General features: G+C 56.3%; 18 protein-coding genes. 13 read left to right on the top strand and 5 right to left on the bottom strand.

Annotation, left to right across the window (positions count from 1 at the left end; all coding sequences use genetic code 11):
* Positions 1 to 108 precede the first annotated feature (108 nt).
* Positions 109 to 1,359: an NADP-dependent isocitrate dehydrogenase gene (icd, locus tag FQK12_RS13055; RefSeq protein ID WP_014228876.1), complete on the bottom strand. Its 1,251-nt coding sequence runs from the start codon at positions 1,357 to 1,359 to the stop codon at positions 109 to 111.
* 236 nt (positions 1,360 to 1,595) lie between these two features.
* Between icd and rluE the strand changes: the two genes are divergently transcribed.
* From rluE to purB, 5 genes are read left to right on the top strand one after another with little or no spacing between them, the layout of a single operon-like run.
* Positions 1,596 to 2,258, top strand: coding sequence for a 23S rRNA pseudouridine(2457) synthase RluE (gene rluE, locus FQK12_RS13050; RefSeq protein ID WP_038423232.1), 663 nt, complete (start codon positions 1,596 to 1,598; stop codon positions 2,256 to 2,258).
* Positions 2,259 to 2,267: 9 nt separating this feature from the next.
* Positions 2,268 to 2,744 carry an NUDIX hydrolase gene (locus FQK12_RS13045; RefSeq protein WP_014228874.1) on the top strand — a complete coding sequence of 159 codons (477 nt, stop codon included), beginning with the start codon at positions 2,268 to 2,270 and terminating at the stop codon, positions 2,742 to 2,744.
* Positions 2,745 to 2,782: 38 nt separating this feature from the next.
* On the top strand, positions 2,783 to 3,889 hold the full coding sequence (gene mnmA, locus FQK12_RS13040; RefSeq protein WP_004849976.1) for a tRNA 2-thiouridine(34) synthase MnmA: 1,107 nt from the start codon (positions 2,783 to 2,785) through the stop codon (positions 3,887 to 3,889).
* 59 nt (positions 3,890 to 3,948) lie between these two features.
* A complete protein-coding gene (gene hflD / locus FQK12_RS13035; protein WP_004131471.1) occupies positions 3,949 to 4,590 on the top strand; it encodes a high frequency lysogenization protein HflD in 642 nt (213 codons plus the stop codon).
* Between the two features lie 3 nt (positions 4,591 to 4,593).
* The gene (purB, locus tag FQK12_RS13030) at positions 4,594 to 5,964 is read left to right on the top strand and encodes an adenylosuccinate lyase (protein WP_014228873.1); all 1,371 of its coding nucleotides are present in this window, start codon (positions 4,594 to 4,596) and stop codon (positions 5,962 to 5,964) included.
* A 49-nt stretch (positions 5,965 to 6,013) separates the two neighbouring features.
* On the opposite strand, the gene FQK12_RS13025 is transcribed toward purB, so the two are convergent.
* Entirely contained in the window at positions 6,014 to 7,228 is a 1,215-nt protein-coding gene (locus tag FQK12_RS13025) for an MFS transporter (RefSeq protein ID WP_014228872.1), read from the bottom strand.
* 99 nt (positions 7,229 to 7,327) lie between these two features.
* Here FQK12_RS13025 and FQK12_RS13020 point away from each other — a divergent pair, with 99 nt between their 5' ends.
* The 4 genes from FQK12_RS13020 to FQK12_RS13005 all read left to right on the top strand — a co-directional run bounded on the left by FQK12_RS13020 (position 7,328) and on the right by FQK12_RS13005 (position 11,205).
* Positions 7,328 to 7,774, top strand: a complete 447-nt coding sequence (locus FQK12_RS13020) for a winged helix-turn-helix transcriptional regulator (RefSeq protein WP_014228871.1) — start codon at positions 7,328 to 7,330, stop codon at positions 7,772 to 7,774.
* Between the two features lie 85 nt (positions 7,775 to 7,859).
* Entirely contained in the window at positions 7,860 to 8,534 is a 675-nt protein-coding gene (gene phoP / locus FQK12_RS13015) for a two-component system response regulator PhoP (RefSeq protein WP_004101181.1), read from the top strand.
* Positions 8,531 to 9,997 (top strand): two-component system sensor histidine kinase PhoQ, encoded by a 1,467-nt coding sequence (gene phoQ / locus FQK12_RS13010; RefSeq protein ID WP_004849971.1) that lies wholly within the window; start codon positions 8,531 to 8,533, stop codon positions 9,995 to 9,997. The genes phoP and phoQ overlap by 4 nt, the downstream gene beginning before the upstream one ends.
* Before the next feature lie 86 nt (positions 9,998 to 10,083).
* Positions 10,084 to 11,205, top strand: a complete 1,122-nt coding sequence (locus tag FQK12_RS13005; protein WP_004849969.1) for a cupin domain-containing protein — start codon at positions 10,084 to 10,086, stop codon at positions 11,203 to 11,205.
* Positions 11,206 to 11,260: 55 nt separating this feature from the next.
* Here the strand turns inward: FQK12_RS13005 and pepT are convergent, their stop codons facing one another.
* Positions 11,261 to 12,490: a peptidase T gene (gene pepT, locus FQK12_RS13000; RefSeq protein ID WP_014228870.1), complete on the bottom strand. Its 1,230-nt coding sequence runs from the start codon at positions 12,488 to 12,490 to the stop codon at positions 11,261 to 11,263.
* Between the two features lie 257 nt (positions 12,491 to 12,747).
* Here pepT and potA point away from each other — a divergent pair, with 257 nt between their 5' ends.
* Genes potA through potD form a run of 4 tightly spaced genes read left to right on the top strand, consistent with a single transcriptional unit; the run spans position 12,748 to position 16,550 of the window.
* Entirely contained in the window at positions 12,748 to 13,884 is a 1,137-nt protein-coding gene (gene potA / locus FQK12_RS12995; RefSeq protein WP_014228869.1) for a spermidine/putrescine ABC transporter ATP-binding protein PotA, read from the top strand.
* A complete protein-coding gene (gene potB / locus FQK12_RS12990; protein WP_004849963.1) occupies positions 13,868 to 14,725 on the top strand; it encodes a spermidine/putrescine ABC transporter permease PotB in 858 nt (285 codons plus the stop codon). The genes potA and potB overlap by 17 nt, the downstream gene beginning before the upstream one ends.
* Positions 14,722 to 15,507, top strand: coding sequence for a spermidine/putrescine ABC transporter permease PotC (gene potC, locus FQK12_RS12985; protein ID WP_004849960.1), 786 nt, complete (start codon positions 14,722 to 14,724; stop codon positions 15,505 to 15,507). The genes potB and potC overlap by 4 nt, the downstream gene beginning before the upstream one ends.
* Positions 15,504 to 16,550, top strand: a complete 1,047-nt coding sequence (gene potD / locus FQK12_RS12980; protein ID WP_014228868.1) for a spermidine/putrescine ABC transporter substrate-binding protein PotD — start codon at positions 15,504 to 15,506, stop codon at positions 16,548 to 16,550. The genes potC and potD overlap by 4 nt, the downstream gene beginning before the upstream one ends.
* A 56-nt stretch (positions 16,551 to 16,606) precedes the next feature.
* Here the strand turns inward: potD and FQK12_RS12975 are convergent, their stop codons facing one another.
* Positions 16,607 to 16,888: a hypothetical protein gene (locus FQK12_RS12975; RefSeq protein WP_014228867.1), complete on the bottom strand. Its 282-nt coding sequence runs from the start codon at positions 16,886 to 16,888 to the stop codon at positions 16,607 to 16,609.
* Between the two features lie 327 nt (positions 16,889 to 17,215).
* Positions 17,216 to 18,272 (bottom strand): transketolase-like TK C-terminal-containing protein (locus FQK12_RS12970; protein ID WP_315898955.1); only part of this gene is annotated, 1,057 nt, incomplete at its 5' end.

Genomic DNA, 18,272 nt, shown 5'->3' with positions numbered 1-18,272 from the left:
GGAGGGGTTTTGATAACTTGTTTTGATAAAATTTTGATAACCGTTCGAAAACTAATAATAAAAACGGGAACCACCAGGTTCCCGTTCTGACATAATCTGGGGGCCAGATTACATGTTCGCGATAATCGCGTCGCCAAACTCTGAACATTTCAGCAGTTTAGCGCCTTCCATCAGACGTTCAAAGTCATAGGTTACGGTCTTGGCGGCGATAGCGCCTTCCATGCCTTTGACGATCAGGTCTGCGGCTTCGAACCACTGCATGTGGCGCAGCATCATCTCAGCGGACAGGATGATGGAACCTGGGTTCACTTTGTCCTGGCCGGCATATTTCGGCGCAGTACCGTGGGTGGCTTCAAACAGCGCGCACTCGTCACCGATGTTCGCACCCGGGGCAATACCGATACCGCCAACCTGCGCCGCCAGGGCGTCAGAGATATAGTCACCGTTCAGGTTCATACAGGCGATAACATCGTATTCCGCCGGACGCAGCAGGATCTGCTGCAGGAAGGCGTCGGCGATAACGTCTTTAACGACGATCTCTTTCCCGGTGTTCGGGTTTTTAATCTTCAGCCACGGGCCGCCGTCAATCAGCTCACCGCCGAACTCTTCGCGTGCCAGCTGGTAGCCCCAGTCTTTGAACGCGCCTTCGGTGAATTTCATGATGTTGCCTTTGTGCACCAGGGTCAGAGAATCGCGATCGTTGGTGATAGCGTATTCGATGGCGGCGCGAACCAGGCGTTTAGTGCCTTCTTCAGAGCACGGCTTGATGCCGATACCGCAATGTTCCGGGAAGCGAATTTTCTTCACGCCCATTTCATCGCGCAGGAATTTGATCACTTTATCTGCTTCAGCAGAATCGGCTTTCCACTCGATACCGGCGTAGATGTCTTCAGAGTTTTCGCGGAAGATAACCATATCGGTCAGTTCAGGATGCTTAACCGGGCTCGGGGTACCCTGATAATAACGAACCGGGCGCAGGCAAACGTAGAGGTCCAGTTCCTGACGCAGAGCAACGTTCAGAGAACGGATACCGCCGCCGACTGGGGTGGTCAGAGGGCCTTTGATAGCAACACGATATTCACGAATCAGATCAAGAGTTTCGGCAGGCAGCCAGACATCCTGGCCATAAACCTGGGTCGATTTTTCACCGGTGTAAACTTCCATCCAGGAAATTTTACGCTCGCCCTTATAGGCTTTCTCAACGGCAGCATCAACCACTTTCAGCATCGCCGGAGTCACGTCAACGCCGATACCATCACCTTCGATGAACGGGATAATCGGGTTATTAGGGACGTTCAGCTTGCCGTTTTGCAGGGTGATTTTTTGACCTTCCGCCGGAACTACTACTTTGCTTTCCATTAACCTCTCCTTCGAGCGCTTCTGGTTCTGCTCTTCCCTCTTCACGCTAGCCGGGCGTTGGCTTTACTCGCCCACTCCCGTCATCGGAATATCCCGCTAACCGGAGATTTCGCGTCCGTGTCGCCTTCCTGTAATGCGAATCGGTTTGAGCAACCTTTTTGTTAATAAGTTGTAATGAGCATGTCAATACTACCTGAATGTTTGCATCCATGAAAGGCATTCGTAATTAGGCTATAATGCGGCAATTGATTGAGTCTGAAAATACCATGCAAAAAACTTCATTTAGAAAACATCGCGTTGAGCGATTCAGCACGCAACAAGTCACCAGACAACGCAAAGAACGCCAGCCAAAAACTGTGATCTTGTTCAATAAACCATACGATGTATTGCCGCAATTTACCGATGAAGCCGGACGCAGCACGCTAAAAGATTTTATTCCGGTTGCCGGCGTCTACGCTGCCGGTCGGTTGGATCGCGATAGCGAAGGCCTGCTGGTAATGACCAACGACGGCGCGCTGCAGGCGGCGCTCACTCAACCGGGTAAGCGCACCGGTAAAATTTATTATGTTCAGGTGGAAGGTGAACCCACGGCGGACGCGCTGGCCGCGCTCCGCGACGGCGTCACGCTTAATGACGGCCCTACTCTGCCCGCCGGCGTTGAGCGGGTTGCGGAACCAGAGTGGCTGTGGCCGCGGAATCCGCCCATCCGCGAGCGCAAATCTATCCCCACCAGCTGGCTGAAAATCACCCTCTATGAGGGACGCAACCGCCAGGTACGGCGGATGACCGCCCACGTCGGCTTTCCGACGCTGCGCCTGATTCGCTACGCGATGGGCGGCTATACGCTGGATGGCCTGGCCAACGGCGAATGGCGTAAAACCGACTCACCGCATCCATAAGGAAAACCAATGTTTAAGCCGCACGTCACCGTCGCCTGCGTGGTTCACGCGAAAGGCAAATTCCTCGTTGTTGAAGAAACGATCAACGGAAAAGCGCTGTGGAACCAGCCTGCAGGCCACCTCGAAGCCGACGAAACCCTGGTTCAGGCCGCAGAGCGCGAGCTCTGGGAAGAGACCGGCATTCGCGCGACGCCGCAGCACTTTCTTCGCCTGCATCAGTGGATAGCCCCGGATCGCACCCCGTTTTTGCGCTTCCTCTTTACTATCGAGCTTAACGATACGTGCGCCACCGAGCCTCATGATAGCGATATCGATCGCTGCCTGTGGCTCAGTGCTGAGGAAATTCTTAACGCAACAAACCTGCGTTCTCAACTGGTTGCCGAGAGCATTCGCAGCTATCAGCAGGATCCGCGCTACCCGCTGTCGCTCATCGGCGAATTTAACTGGCCGTTTACAGGGGGTGCCTCGACGGATGACGCGTGCTAGAATACGCCGCCTCGAAGTTCAATGTAGTGAGTATTCCAATGTCAGAAAGCCAGAAAAAAGTGATCGTCGGCATGTCCGGCGGGGTTGATTCCTCAGTTTCCGCTTACCTGCTGCTCCAGCAAGGGTATAAGGTGGAAGGCCTGTTCATGAAGAACTGGGAAGAGGACGACGGCGAGGAATACTGCACCGCAGCGGCGGATCTTGCCGACGCGCAGGCCGTTTGCGATAAGCTGGGAATTGAACTTCACACCGTCAACTTTGCCGCAGAATACTGGGACAACGTATTCGAATTGTTCCTTGAAGAATATAAAGCCGGCCGCACGCCGAACCCGGATATTCTGTGCAATAAAGAAATTAAATTTAAAGCCTTCCTCGAATTTGCCGCAGAAGACCTCGGCGCTGACTACATCGCCACCGGGCACTACGTGCGCCGCGCCGACGTTAACGGCAAGAGCCAGCTGCTGCGCGGCCTCGACGGTAACAAAGACCAGAGCTACTTCCTTTATACTCTCAGCCACGAACAGATCGCGCAAAGCCTGTTCCCGGTAGGAGAGCTGGAAAAGCCGCAGGTGCGTAAAATCGCCGAAGAGCTGGATCTCATCACCGCGAAGAAAAAAGACTCGACCGGTATCTGTTTTATCGGCGAACGTAAATTCCGTGAATTCCTTGGCCGCTACCTGCCCGCCCAGCCGGGTAAAATTATCAGCGTTGACGGCGACGAAGTTGGCGAGCACCAGGGCCTGATGTACCACACGCTGGGTCAGCGTAAAGGCCTGGGCATCGGCGGCATCAAAGACGGCGGCGAAGACCCGTGGTACGTGGTCGACAAAGACGTCGAAAACAATATTCTGATTGTCGCCCAGGGCCACGACCATCCGCGTCTGATGTCCGTGGGGTTGATTGCTCAACAGCTGCACTGGGTAGACCGCGAGCCGCTGACCGGCACGCTGCGCTGCACGGTGAAAACCCGCTACCGCCAGACCGATATCCCCTGCAGCGTAAAAGCGCTGGATGATGACCGCATTGAAGTGATCTTTGATGAGCCGGTTGCCGCCGTCACGCCTGGCCAGTCTGCGGTCTTTTACCGCGACGAAGTCTGCCTCGGCGGTGGGATTATCGAACAGCGCTTGCCGCTGCAGGCTTGACAGACATATTAGCCGCGGAATGCCTCAACCGGGTATTCGGCGGTTTACAAGGAGAATGTGTGGCGAAGAATTATTATGACATTACGCTGGCGCTGGCCGGCGTTTGCCAGGCCGCGCGTCTGGTTCAGGAACTGGCGCACCAGGGGCACTGCGATAGCGACGCCCTGCATGTGTCGCTGAACAGCATCATCGACCTCGACCCGGATTCAACGCTGGCGGTGTTCGGTGGTAGTGAAGCCAATCTTCGTCTCGGGCTGGAAACTCTCATTGGCGTGCTGAATACCAGCAGTCGCCAGGGACTGAACGCCGAACTCACCCGCTATACTCTAAGCCTGATGGTGCTCGAGCGTAAGCTTGCCGCCAGCAAAGGGGCCATGGATACCCTCGGCAACCGTATCGGTGGCCTGCGCCGTCAGCTTGAACATTTCGATCTGCAATCCGAGACCCTGCTCAGCGCAATGGCCGGCATCTATGTTGATGTCATTAGCCCGCTGGGCCCGCGGATTCAGGTGACCGGCTCTCCAGCCGTGCTGCAAAGCCCTCAGGTTCAGGCGAAGGTTCGCTCTGCCCTGCTGGCAGGTATTCGCTCCGCGGTGCTCTGGCACCAGGTCGGCGGCGGACGTCTGCAGCTGATGTTTTCCCGTAATCGTCTGGTTAACCAGGCAAAACAAATTCTTGCTCATTTAACCCCGGAGTTGTGATCTATGGAATTATCCTCACTGACCGCCGTTTCCCCAGTCGACGGCCGCTACGGCGACAAAGTCAGCGCGCTGCGCGGTATCTTCAGCGAATTCGGTTTGCTGAAATTCCGCGTTCAGGTAGAAGTGCGTTGGTTGCAAAAACTGGCCGCGCACGCAGCGATCAAGGAAGTTCCTGCTTTTGCTGCCGACGCAAACGGTTACCTTGATAAAATCGTCGCCGATTTTAGCGTAGAAGATGCAGAGCGCATCAAAACGATCGAGCGCACCACCAACCACGACGTCAAAGCGGTTGAGTATTTCCTCAAGGAAAAAGTCGCCGACGTGGCAGAACTGCACGCGGTCTCCGAGTTTATCCACTTCGCCTGCACCTCCGAGGACATCAACAATCTGTCCCACGCGCTGATGCTGAAAACCGCCCGCGACGAAGTGATCCTGCCATACTGGCGCAAGCTGATCGACGCGGTTAAGGAGCTGGCGGTACAGTATCGCGATATCCCGCTGCTTTCCCGCACCCACGGCCAGCCGGCCACGCCGTCCACCATGGGTAAAGAGATGGCGAACGTCGCTTACCGTATGGAGCGCCAGTATCGTCAGCTGAATCAGATTGAAATTCTTGGCAAAATCAACGGTGCGGTGGGGAACTATAACGCCCATATCGCCGCCTACCCGGAAGTCGACTGGCACCAGTTCAGCGAAGAGTTCGTCACCTCGCTGGGTATCCAGTGGAACCCGTACACCACCCAGATTGAACCGCACGACTATATCGCCGAGCTGTTTGACTGCGTCGCCCGCTTCAACACCATCCTGATTGATTTCGATCGTGACGTGTGGGGCTATATCGCGCTCAACCATTTCAAGCAGAAGACCATTGCCGGCGAAATCGGCTCTTCCACCATGCCGCATAAAGTGAACCCAATTGACTTCGAGAACTCCGAAGGCAACCTCGGTCTGGCCAATGCGGTGATGCAGCATCTGGCAAGCAAACTGCCGGTTTCCCGCTGGCAGCGCGACCTCACCGACTCCACCGTCCTGCGTAACCTCGGCGTGGGCATCGGCTACGCGCTGATCGCGTATCAATCCACCCTGAAAGGCGTGAGCAAGCTGGAGCTGAATCAGGACCGCCTGCTGGATGAACTGGACCACAACTGGGAAGTTCTGGCCGAGCCGATTCAGACCGTCATGCGTCGCTACGGCATCGAGAAGCCGTACGAGAAGCTGAAAGAGCTGACCCGCGGCAAGCGCGTTGATGCCGAAGGCATGCAGCAGTTCATCGACAGCCTGGCGCTGCCGGAAGCGGAAAAAGTTCGCCTGAAGGCCATGACCCCGGCTAACTATATCGGCCGCGCGACCACCATGGTTGACGAACTGAAGTAAACCTTTCCACCCTCTTTCCGCCGGGAAAGAGGGTTATTTTTCCTCCCCCTCATCTGCTCGTCGTCATCCCCCGGGTTATTAACCAGAACAGCAGCGCCAGCAGACTGACCGAAGCCCCCAGAAGGCAAACGCCCTGCCATCCTCCGCGCGCATATACCGCTGTCGTACTGACCGCGCCCAAACCGCTGCCAAACGCATAAAACAGCATATACAAACCGACCAGCCTGCTATGCGCTTCGGGACGGGTACGGAAAATCATGCTTTGATTGGTGACATGCAGCGCCTGACCGCCGAGATCCAGCAGTACAATGCCAACCAACAGCGCCGCGGGCGACCATGCCATCAGCGACAGCGGCCACCAGGCTATCAGCAACATCGCCAGGGCCGCGGCGCTGGTGCGCTGCCCATATCCGCGATCGGCCCATTTACCGGCACGCCCCGCTGCCAGAGCGCCGATGACCCCGACCATGCCCAGGGCGCCAATCTCAGTATGGGAAAAGCGAAAGGGCGGAGCGCTTAATGGCAAAACCAGCGCACTCCAGAAGATATTGAAAGCGGCAAACATCAGTAATGCCAGCACGCCGCGCACCTGAAGCACTTTTTCCTGGCGCAGCAGAGCCAGCATGGATATCAACAGCCGCGGATAGCTCAGAGGGTTCGGCGCAGCCGCCAATACCGGCAGCCGACGCCACAGCGGAAGCGCAATGCCCAGCATCAGTAAAGCGGCCAAGATGTACACCCCGCGCCAGCCGAAGAGATCGCTAATCGACCCGGAGAATACCCGCGCCAGCAGCAGCTCGATAAATACTCCGCTTTGCGCAGCGCCCACCACGCGTCCCTGTTCATGGGGCGCGGCGGCGCTGGCGGCATACGAGATTAGCCCCTGGGTCATCGCGGTACCCAGCAGGCCAACGGCAAGCATACAGCCCAATAGCATCACGGCGGTGGAAGCCATACTCACCGCCGCCAGGGCAGCGATCAGTAAAATCACCTGCGTCGCCATCAGGCGGCGGCGATTCACCCTGTCGCCCAGCGGCACCAGCAGTAGCAACGCCATTGCGCAGCCAATCTGGGTCGCCGCAATCACCCCGCCAATCGCGGCGTCGCCGATCGCAAAATCTCGCGCTAGCGCGTCGAGCAGCGGTTGCGCGTAATACACGTTTGCCACGCTCAGGCCGCTGGCGATAGCAAACAGCCAGACCAGGCTGCGAGGCATAACCGTTTGCGGATCGCTTAGCACTGGAGATATCAGTGTCGCTTTCATGATGCCCACCTTGGTTATCTGGTTTCAAAATGAAACCAGTTGAAGGCTAGAACATCAAGTTTTAAAATGCAACTACTTACCAGGCCGTTCGGAGAGCCCATGCCAACGCGTGAAAAAATGAAAAACGAAACCTGCCCCGTCGCCCGAAGCGTGGATATTATCGGCGATCGCTGGTCCTTGTTGATTGTACGCGACGCCTTTGATGGCATACGCCGCTTCAGCGATTTTCAGCGAAGCCTCGGTATGGCGCGTAATATTCTCTCTGACCGTCTGCACAAATTGGTAAACTCAGGTATTCTCACTATGCAATCCGCCTCGGATGGCACGGCTTATCAGGAATACGTACTGACGGCAAAAGGAGAGCGTTTGTTCCCCGTTGTCGTTGCGCTACGCCAGTGGGGAGAGCTGCATCTGTTTGCCCATGGGGAACCCCATTCCGTACTGATCGATAAACGTACGCTGCGCCCGATACCGATGATGTCGCCCGCGGCCGAAGATGGACTTGTCCTCACCGCCCAAGAGACCGAGGTACAAAAAATCGAATAAAATTCTTTATTTAACAGCTGTTTATATTAAAGGTGTATAATAAACGCTAAATTGTTCAATATCATAAATAAAATGGAGAACTGGCATGCGCGTACTCGTGGTTGAGGATAACGCTCTGCTGCGCCACCACCTGAAAGTTCAGCTGCAGGAGCTGGGACATCAGGTCGATGCGGCGGAAGACGCAAAGGAAGCGGATTACTATCTGGGTGAGCACGTTCCGGACATCGCCATCGTCGATCTTGGCCTGCCGGATGAAGACGGCCTTTCGCTGATTCGTCGCTGGCGCAGCCACGACGTGTCGGTACCGGTGCTGGTGCTGACCGCCCGCGAAGGCTGGCAGGATAAGGTTGAGGTCCTGAGCGCCGGAGCGGATGATTACGTCACTAAGCCGTTCCATATCGAAGAGGTTGCCGCCCGCATGCAGGCGCTTCTGCGGCGTAATAGCGGCCTGGCATCACAGGTTATCTCCATTCCGCCTTTCCAGGTGGATCTGTCGCGTCGCGAGCTGTCGGTCAACGACCAGCCCATCAAGCTGACGGCATTTGAATACACCATTATGGAAACCCTGATCCGCAATCGGGGCAAAGTGGTCAGCAAAGATTCGCTGATGCTGCAGCTCTATCCCGACGCCGAGCTGCGCGAAAGCCATACCATCGATGTGCTGATGGGACGATTGCGCAAAAAAATACAGGCTGAGTATCCGCAGGATGTGATTACCACCGTGCGCGGTCAGGGCTATCTGTTCGAACTGCGCGGATGAAAGGGGTGCTGCGGCATATTCTGCCGCTGTCGTTACGCGTTCGCTTTCTGCTGGCGACGGCCGCCGTAGTGCTGGTGTTGTCACTCTCCTATGGCATGGTCGCGCTGGTGGGGTATAGCGTCAGTTTCGATAAAACCACCTTCCGCCTGCTGCGCGGCGAGAGCAATCTGTTCTATATGCTGGCGAAATGGGAAAACAACACCATCGATGTTGATATCCCCGAAAACCTGAATATGCAAAGCCCCACGGTGACGCTCATTTACGACGCCCGCGGCCAGCTGCTGTGGGCACAGCGCGACGTACCCTGGCTGGTAAAACGTATTCAACCGGACTGGCTCAAAAACAACGGCTTTCACGAAATTGAGGCCGACGTTGACAGCAGCAGTATGCTGCAGCACAACAACCATGAGATTCAGCAACAGCTGGACGCCATTCGGCAAGAGGACGATGGCTCCGAAATGACCCACTCGGTGGCGATCAATATCTATCCGGCCACCAGCACCATGCCGCAGCTCAGTATCGTGGTTGTCGACACCATTCCGGTAGAGCTTAAGCGCTCCTACATGGTGTGGAGCTGGTTTATCTATGTCCTCGCGGCTAACCTGCTGCTGGTGATCCCGCTACTGTGGGTCGCGGCATGGTGGAGCTTGCGCCCTATCGAATCGCTGGCCAAAGAGGTGCGCGAACTGGAGGAGCATCACCGTGAGATGCTCAATCCGAATACCACCCGCGAGCTGACGCGGCTGGTCAGCAACCTCAACCGCCTGCTGAAAAGCGAACGCGAACGCTATGATAAATACCGCACGACGCTGACCGACCTCACCCACAGTCTGAAAACCCCGCTTGCGGTGATGCAGAGCACGCTGCGTTCCATGCGCGGCGAGAAAATGAGCGTCAATGAAGCAGAGCCGGTGATGCTGGAGCAGATTAGCCGCATCTCGCAGCAGATTGGCTACTATCTGCACCGCGCCAGCATGCGCAGCGGCGGTTCGCTGCTCAGTCGCGAGCTGCATCCCATCGCTCCGCTCCTCGACAGCCTGACCTCGGCGCTGAATAAGGTCTATCAACGTAAAGGCGTGAACATTACCCTGGATATCTCCCCGGAAATCAGTTTTGTCGGTGAAAAGAATGATTTTATGGAGGTTATGGGCAATGTGCTCGATAACGCCTGTAAATACTGCCTTGAGTTTGTGGAAGTCTCCGTCCGGCAGACCAACGACAACCATCTGCATATTCTGGTTGAAGATGATGGCCCGGGGATCCCCGCCGCGATGCGCAGCGCGGTGTTCGACCGCGGCCAGCGCGCAGATACGCTGCGCCCCGGACAGGGCGTCGGTCTCTCGGTTGCCCGCGATATCGTAGCCCAGTACGATGGCCGCATCCTCGCCGAAGAGAGCCTGCTCGGCGGCGCCTGCATGGAAGTTATTTTTGGTCGCCAGGCCCTGGAAGATAAAGAGAGCTAAAACAGTCGGTTTTTTAACGGCGCCTGCATCATGCTGGTGCCGCATCCGTTATAATCCCTAACAGACACCTGCTGTGGAATATAAATATGGATTATCAATTAACGCTTAACTGGCCCGACTTTATCGAACGCTACTGGCAAAAACGCCCGGTGGTGCTGAAACGGGGCTTTGCTAATTTCGTCGATCCGTTAAGCCCGGACGAACTGGCCGGACTGGCTATGGAGAGCGAAGTCGACAGCCGCCTGGTCAGTCATCAGGACGGTAAATGGCAGGTCAGCCACGGCCCCTTTGAGAGCTACGATCACCTGAGCGAGAATAACTGGTCGCTGCTGGTACAGGCCGTCAATAACTGGCATCAGCCAACGGCGGCGCTCATGCATCCGTTCCGCGCCCTGCCCGACTGGCGCATCGACGATCTGATGATCTCGTTTTCCGTCCCTGGCGGCGGCGTCGGTCCGCATCTCGACCAGTACGATGTGTTTATCATTCAGGGTACCGGCCGCCGCCGCTGGCGCGTGGGTGAAAAAGTGCCGATGAAACAGCACTGCCCGCACCCGGACCTGCTGCAGGTCGACCCGTTTGAAGCCATTATTGATGAAGAGATGGAGCCGGGCGATATTCTGTATATTCCGCCGGGGTTCCCGCACGAAGGCTACTCGCTGGAAAACTCGCTCAACTATTCAGTTGGCTATCGCGCGCCTAACGCGCGTGAGCTGTTCAGCGGCTTTGCTGATTATATTTTGCAGCGTGAACTGGGCAGCCAGCGTTACGCCGACCCGGACGTACCGTCTCGCGAGCACCCTGCGGATATTCTGCCCGCGGAGCTGGATCGCCTGCGCGATATGATGCTGGGGCTGATTAATCAGCCGGAGCACTTTAAGCAGTGGTTCGGCGAATTTATCACCCAGTCCCGGCACGAGCTGGACGTGGCGCCGCCGGAGCCACCGTATCAGCCGGATGAAATTTACGATGCCCTGCAGCAGGGAGATAAGCTGACGCGTCTTGGGGGCCTGCGCGTGCTGCGGATTGATGGCGAGGTATTCGTCAACGGCGAGAAGATCAACTCTCCGCACCGTCCGGCGCTGGATGCTCTGGCAACCCACCTGACGCTAAACGCTGAGCATCTCGGCGATGCGCTGGAAGATCCCTCCTTCCTCGCCCTGCTGGCCGCGCTGGTCAACAGCGGCTACTGGTTCTTTGAGGACTGAGTCTTCGACTGCCCGGTGACGGCTGACGCCTCACCGGGCCCGTAGCTTATAGCCTTCATGCGCCTCGTTTCGCCGTCAGCTCCGCAATGCGTACAATCACCTGCACCGCCTTCTCCATGCCTTCAAGCGTCACAAACTCATGCTTGCCGTGGTAGTTATAGCCGCCGGTAAACAGATTCGGGCACGGCAGACCCATGAAGGAGAGCTGCGCGCCGTCGGTACCGCCGCGAATCGGCTTCATCTGCGGATCGATCTGGCAATCCACCATCGCCTGGCGGGCAATCTCCACCACGTGCGGGTGCGCCATCACCTTTTCATGCATATTGTAATAGCTGTCTTCGATGACCAGCTCAATATAGCAATCCGGATGCAGCCCCTTGCCGACCTTTTTGGCGATCTCCATCATTTTGCGCTTGCGGGCCTCAAACTGCTTGCGGTCAAAATCGCGGATGATGTAGTGCATATCGGCCCGATCGACCGTGCCTTTGATGCTGGCCAGATGGTAGAAGCCCTCATAGCCTTCGGTGGTTTCCGGCGCTTCGTCCGCTGGGACTTCGGCATGAATGCGCGCCGCCAGCGACAGCGCGTTGACCATCACCCCTTTCGCCGTACCGGGATGAACATTGTTGCCAACGATCTTAATCGTCACCGACGCGGCGTTAAAGTTCTCAAACTCCAGCTCACCCACGCCGCCACCGTCGACGGTATAGGCCCAGCAGGCGTCAAACGCGGCAACATCGAAATGCTTCGCCCCTTTGCCCACCTCTTCATCTGGGGTAAAGGCCACGCGAATATCGCCGTGAGGAATATTCTTCGCCTTTAGCGTCGCCAGCGCGGTCATGATCTCTGCGATACCGGCTTTATCATCGGCGCCGAGGAGCGTTTTACCATCGGTGGTGATCAGCGTCTGCCCGAGCAGCTGGTGCAGTATCGGGAACATCACCGGCGAGAGGACCTCATCGCCAATACCAAGCGCGATATCGCCGCCGCGATAGTTTTCTACGATCTGCGGATTCACGTTCTTGCCGCTGAAGTCAGGCGACGTATCGACATGAGAAATAAAGCCAATGGCCGGAATATCACCCTCAACGTTAGCTGGCAGGGTGCCCATGATCGTCCCTTTCTCACTCAGCGTTACATTCACCAGTCCCATTTCTTGCAGCTGCGCCTGAAGCAGACGTAGCAGCTTCCACTGACCTTCCGTGCTCGGTACCTGACGCACGCCCGGTTTCGACTGCGTGTCTAAAGAAACGTACTGCAAAAAACGCTCAAGCAATTTATCCATGTAGCCACCCTCTTCTTTTGTGACAACATTATTGATAAGCCGGAAAAACCAAATATTGCGTCAGGTCATTTTTAGCCCGGCAAATGAGAATTTAATACATTTCACACGATAATGTTGTAAAGGTAGTTCATCATGGCGCATCAATCATTGGCGATTACAATCGTTTGCCGTAGAATGCTCGGCCTTATTATTTTATGTGCAAAACCAAAGGTGGTTAACCACAAACCCCGCATCGGTAAGCTTTCCGCTGCGTCTACATGGGACAGAGTCGAAAATTGAATACACAACCGCGTTCGCGTTCTCCGCTGGTTCAGCTGGCGGGAATTCGCAAAAGCTTTGATGGTAAAACGGTTATCTCCGACCTCAATCTGACCATCAACAACGGTGAGTTTCTCACCCTGCTTGGCCCCTCTGGCTGCGGTAAAACAACCGTTCTTCGTCTTATCGCCGGACTGGAAAGCGTCGATAGCGGCCAAATCCATCTCGAAGATCACGATATCACCCATATCCCGGCGGAAAACCGCCACGTGAACACCGTCTTTCAAAGCTATGCGCTGTTTCCGCACATGACGGTGTTTGAAAACGTCGCCTTCGGCCTGCGTATGCAGAAAACCCCGACGGCGGACATCGCGCCCCGCGTCCACGATGCCCTGCGCATGGTGCAGCTTGAAGCGTTTGCTCAACGTAAACCGCATCAGCTGTCTGGTGGCCAGCAGCAGCGCGTGGCGATTGCCCGCGCGGTGGTGAACAAACCGCGCCTGCTGCTGCTTGATGAATCCCTCTCCGCCCTTGATTATAAACTGCGCAAGCAGATGCAAAACGAACTGAAGGCGCTGCAGCGTAAGCTCGGCATCACCTTCGTCTTCGTGACCCACGATCAGGAAGAAGCGCTGACCATGTCCGACCGTATCGTGGTGATGCGCGAGGGTAAAATCGAGCAGGACGGTACGCCGCGCGAAATCTACGAAGAACCGAAAAACCTGTTCGTCGCCAGCTTTATCGGCGAAATCAACATTTTCAGCGCCACGGTCATTGAACGGATTGACGATCGGCGGGTGCGCGCCAGCGTCGAAGGCCGCGAGTGCAATATCTACGTCAACTTCGCCGTTGAAAAAGGCCAGCGGCTTAACGTTCTGCTGCGCCCGGAAGACCTGCGCGTGGACGAGATCCACGACAGTAATGACGCCGATGGCCTGATAGGCTATATCCGCGAACGCAACTATAAAGGCATGACGCTGGAATCGGTGGTTGAACTGGAAAACGGTAAAATGGTGATGGTCAGCGAATTCTTTAATGAAGACGACCCTGATTTTGACCACTCGCTCGACCAGAAAATGGCCATTAACTGGGTAGAAAGCTGGGAGGTTGTGCTGGCCGATGAAGAACACCAGTAAATTCCAGAATGTTGCGATCGCCACCATCGTGGGCTGGCTTGTGCTGTTTGTCTTTCTGCCCAACCTGATGATCATCGCCACCAGCTTTCTGACCCGCGACGACACCAACTTCGTCAAGCTGGTCTTTACGCTGGACAACTACGCGCGCCTGCTCGACCCGCTCTACTACGACGTGCTGCTGCATTCGTTGAATATGGCGCTGCTGGCGACGCTGGCCTGCCTGGCGCTCGGCTACCCTTTCGCCTGGTTCCTGGCCAGGCTACCGGAAAAGGTGCGCCCGCTGATGCTGTTTCTGCTGATCGTGCCGTTCTGGACCAATTCGCTGATTCGTATCTACGGCCTGAAGATTTTCCTCAGCACCAAGGGCTACCTTAATGAATTTTTGCTGTGGCTGGGTATCATCGATACGCCGCTGCGCATCATGTACACCCCCTCGGCGGTGATTATCGGCCTGGTCTATATTCTGCTGCCGTTTATGGTGATGCCGCTCTACTCGAGCATCGAGAAGCTCGACCGCCCGCTGCTGGAAGCGGCAAAAGACCTTGGCGCCGGTAAGCTACAAACCTTTATCCGTATCATCATTCCGCTGACCATGCCGGGGATTATCGCCGGCTGCCTGCTGGTGATGCTTCCGGCTATGGGGCTGTTCTACGTTTCCGACCTGATGGGCGGCGCGAAGAACCTGCTGATTGGTAACGTGATTAAGAGCCAGTTCCTCAACATCCGCGACTGGCCGTTTGGCGCGGCGACCAGCATCACGCTTACGCTGGTGATGGGCCTGATGCTGCTGATTTACTGGCGCGCGGCGCGTTTACTGAATAAAAAGGTGGAACTGGAATGATCGGTCGACTGCTGCGCGGCGGCTTTATGACCGCTATTTACGCGTATCTCTATATTCCCATTATTATTCTGATCGTTAACTCGTTTAACAGTTCACGCTTTGGCATTAACTGGCAGGGTTTTACCACCAACTGGTATAGCCTGCTGATGAATAACGACAGCCTGCTGCAGGCGGCGCAGCACTCGCTGACCATGGCGGTGCTCTCGGCGACCTTTGCTACGCTTATCGGCTCGCTGACCGCCGTGGCGCTGTACCGCTATCGCTTTCGCGGCAAGCCGTTCGTCAGCGGGATGCTGTTCGTGGTGATGATGTCGCCGGATATCGTGATGGCGATTTCGCTGCTGGTGCTGTTTATGCTGATCGGTATTCAGCTGGGATTCTGGTCGCTGCTGTTTTCCCACATCACCTTTTGCCTGCCCTTCGTGGTGGTCACGGTATTTTCGCGCCTGAAAGGTTTTGACGTGCGGATGCTGGAAGCAGCGAAAGATCTCGGCGCCAGCGAACTGACCATTCTGCGAAAGATCATTTTGCCGCTGGCGCTGCCCGCGGTGGCCGCAGGGTGGCTGCTGAGCTTTACCCTGTCGATGGATGATGTGGTGGTCTCTTCATTCGTCACCGGGCCGGGTTATGAGATCCTGCCGCTGAAGATCTATTCGATGGTTAAAGTTGGGGTATCGCCGGAGGTTAATGCGCTGGCGACCATTCTGTTGGTTCTGTCGCTGGTGATGGTTATTGCCAGCCAGATAATTGCACGTGATAAAACTCAGGGGACGTTAAAATGAAAAAATGGTCACGCCACCTGCTCGCTGCGGGCGCTCTGGCAGTCGGTATGAGCGCCGCGCACGCGGACGATAGCAAAACGCTCTATTTCTACAACTGGACCGAGTATGTCCCGCCGGGGCTGCTGGAGCAGTTCACCAAAGAGACCGGCATCAAGGTGATCTATTCGACCTACGAGTCGAACGAAACCATGTACGCCAAGCTCAAAACCTATAAAGACGGCGCCTACGACCTGGTCGTGCCTTCCACCTACTTCGTCGACAAAATGCGTAAAGAGGGCATGCTGCAGAAGATCGACAAGAGCAAACTGAGCAACTTCAGCAATCTTGACCCTGAAATGCTCAACAAACCGTTCGACCCCAACAACGACTACTCCATTCCGTACATCTGGGGCGCGACGGCCATTGGGGTGAATAGCGAAGAGATCGATCCGAAGACCGTCACCAGCTGGGCGGATCTGTGGAAACCCGAGTATAAGAGCAGCCTGCTGCTGACCGACGACGCGCGCGAAGTGTTCCAGGTCGCGCTGCGTAAACTGGGCTACTCCGGTAATACCACCGATCCGAAAGAGATTGAAGCGGCCTATAACGAGCTGAAAAAACTGATGCCGAACGTCGCGGCGTTCAACTCCGATAACCCGGCGAACCCGTATATGGAAGGCGAGGTCAACCTCGGCATGGTATGGAACGGCTCCGCGTGGGTTGCGCGTCAGGCCGGTACGCCGCTGGAAGTGGTGTGGCCGAAAGAAGGCGGCATCTTCTGGATGGATAGCCTGTCGATTCCGGCAAACGCCAAAAACGTCGATGGCGCGCTGAAGCTGATCAACTTCCTGCTGCGCCCGGAAGTGGCCAAACAGGTAGCGGAAACTATCGGCTACCCGACGCCAAACCTTGCCGCGCGGAAGATGCTAAGCCCGGAAATCGCCAACGATAAATCGCTCTACCCGGACGCCGCAACGATTCAGAAAGGCGAATGGCAGAACGATGTCGGCAGCGCCAGTACGCTTTATGAAGAGTATTATCAGAAGCTGAAAGCGGGTCGTTAATCACCTCACAGGTCGGGTAGCATGGTGCTTACCCGACCGCTTCAGGAAGTGCGTTTCTAGCTTCTCAACGGATGAATTCTTGATTTAACCAGCGCGTCTTCAACGTCAAAATCGGCCAGCGGGTAGTTGGTCGCCACCAGATAAAATCGCCCATCCTGCGCCGGATATTCATGGACATTGTAGTTCACCATTTTTGGCTGCTCGGCAGAGGTATCTCCCCGGACGGAACAGGCGGCGTATTTCGAACGGACCCGGAGAGAGTGGCTTTTAATATCCCTGTGGATTTCGCCGTGATGCTCGTCGCCGAGGATCAGGTAGTCAACATATTCAGTGGCCATGGTGTTATTCCTTCTCTGTTGTCCGAGTGAAGAAACATGCCACAAATGTCTGTCTGATACTGTTTTGTTAATCACAACGTTACATATATGTGAAATAGACAATCAACATTATAACGGCCCTCCCACCAGACAGCGATGAGGGGCCGGATTTTAACGGTCGAAAATAACAACAGTGCTTTTACTCTGGCAACCGCGTTGTCTACGGTGAAGCCAGATTCTTTTCCCGCTGGCGGTGCCGCGCACCGGTCCGGACTACCCGACCGCGCTGGCCCCGTAGCCCGGGCAAGGCGCGGCTTTACCGCGCCGCCCCCGGGAAGGGGGAAAGGACTACAGCAGCGCTTTCGCTTTCGCGACCACGTTGTCCACGGTGAAGCCAAACTCTTCAAACAGCTGCTCCGCCGGCGCAGACTCACCGAAGGTGGTCATGCCAACGATCGCGCCGTTCAGGCCCACGTATTTGAACCAGTAGTCGGCGATACCCGCTTCGATGGCCACGCGCGCAGAGACGGCTTTCGGCAGCACGGCTTCACGGTAAGCGGCATCCTGCCTGTCGAACGCGTCGGTGGACGGCATGGAAACCACGCGCGCCTTCACGCCTTCGGCAGTCAGTTTTTCGTAAGCGGCAACCGCCAGCTCCACTTCAGAACCGGTGGCGATGAAGATCAGCTCCGGCTGTCCCGCGCAGTCTTTCAGCACGTAGCCGCCGCGGGCGACGTTCGCCAGCTGCTCTTCGGTACGCTCCTGCTGCGCCAGGTTCTGACGGGAGAGGATCAGCGCGGTCGGGCCGTCCTGACGCTCCACGCCGTATTTCCACGCGATGGCGGATTCCACCTGGTCGCACGGACGCCATGTGGACATGTTCGGAGTGACGCGCAGGGAAGCCACCTGCTCAACCGGCTGGTGCGTCGGGCCGTCTTCGCCCAGACCGATGGAGTCGTGGGTGTAGACCATCACCTGACGCTGCTTCATCAGCGCCGCCATACGTACCGCGTTACGCGCGTACTCGACGAACATCAGGAAGGTGGAGGTGTACGGCAGGAAACCGCCGTGCAGGGCGATACCGTTGGCAATCGCGGTCATACCGAATTCGCGCACGCCGTAGTGGATATAGTTACCGGCAGCGTCTTCGTTGATCGCTTTAGAACCGGACCACAGGGTCAGGTTACTTGGCGCCAGGTCAGCGGAGCCGCCGAGGAACTCAGGCAGCAGCGGGCCGAAGGCTTCAATGGCGTTCTGGGACGCTTTACGGCTGGCGATTTTCGCCGGGTTAGCCTGCAGCTTCGCGATGAATTCGTTCGCTTTCGCGTCGAAATCAGCCGGCATCTCGCCTTTCATACGGCGGGTAAACTCGGCAGCTTCCTGCGGGAAGGCTCTGGCGTAGGCG

Source organism: Klebsiella sp. ME-303, assembly GCF_007910085.1.
Taxonomy (GTDB): Bacteria; Pseudomonadota; Gammaproteobacteria; order Enterobacterales; family Enterobacteriaceae; genus Klebsiella; species Klebsiella michiganensis.
This window is presented reverse-complemented; position numbering and strand designations above follow the sequence as displayed.

Bases quoted from the DNA above. Each gene is read 5' to 3' on its own strand.
- icd (WP_014228876.1), bottom strand. From the start codon at position 1,359: ATGGAAAGCAAAGTAGTAGTTCCGGCGGAAGGTCAAAAAATCACCCTG.
- rluE (WP_038423232.1), top strand. From the start codon at position 1,596: ATGCGGCAATTGATTGAGTCTGAAAATACCATGCAAAAAACTTCATTT.
- FQK12_RS13045 (WP_014228874.1), top strand. From the start codon at position 2,268: ATGTTTAAGCCGCACGTCACCGTCGCCTGCGTGGTTCACGCGAAAGGC.
- mnmA (WP_004849976.1), top strand. From the start codon at position 2,783: ATGTCAGAAAGCCAGAAAAAAGTGATCGTCGGCATGTCCGGCGGGGTT.
- purB (WP_014228873.1), top strand. From the start codon at position 4,594: ATGGAATTATCCTCACTGACCGCCGTTTCCCCAGTCGACGGCCGCTAC.
- FQK12_RS13025 (WP_014228872.1), bottom strand. From the start codon at position 7,228: ATGAAAGCGACACTGATATCTCCAGTGCTAAGCGATCCGCAAACGGTT.
- FQK12_RS13020 (WP_014228871.1), top strand. From the start codon at position 7,328: ATGCCAACGCGTGAAAAAATGAAAAACGAAACCTGCCCCGTCGCCCGA.
- phoP (WP_004101181.1), top strand. From the start codon at position 7,860: ATGCGCGTACTCGTGGTTGAGGATAACGCTCTGCTGCGCCACCACCTG.
- phoQ (WP_004849971.1), top strand. From the start codon at position 8,531: ATGAAAGGGGTGCTGCGGCATATTCTGCCGCTGTCGTTACGCGTTCGC.
- FQK12_RS13005 (WP_004849969.1), top strand. From the start codon at position 10,084: ATGGATTATCAATTAACGCTTAACTGGCCCGACTTTATCGAACGCTAC.
- pepT (WP_014228870.1), bottom strand. From the start codon at position 12,490: ATGGATAAATTGCTTGAGCGTTTTTTGCAGTACGTTTCTTTAGACACG.
- potA (WP_014228869.1), top strand. From the start codon at position 12,748: ATGGGACAGAGTCGAAAATTGAATACACAACCGCGTTCGCGTTCTCCG.
- potB (WP_004849963.1), top strand. From the start codon at position 13,868: ATGAAGAACACCAGTAAATTCCAGAATGTTGCGATCGCCACCATCGTG.
- potC (WP_004849960.1), top strand. From the start codon at position 14,722: ATGATCGGTCGACTGCTGCGCGGCGGCTTTATGACCGCTATTTACGCG.
- potD (WP_014228868.1), top strand. From the start codon at position 15,504: ATGAAAAAATGGTCACGCCACCTGCTCGCTGCGGGCGCTCTGGCAGTC.
- FQK12_RS12975 (WP_014228867.1), bottom strand. From the start codon at position 16,888: ATGGCCACTGAATATGTTGACTACCTGATCCTCGGCGACGAGCATCAC.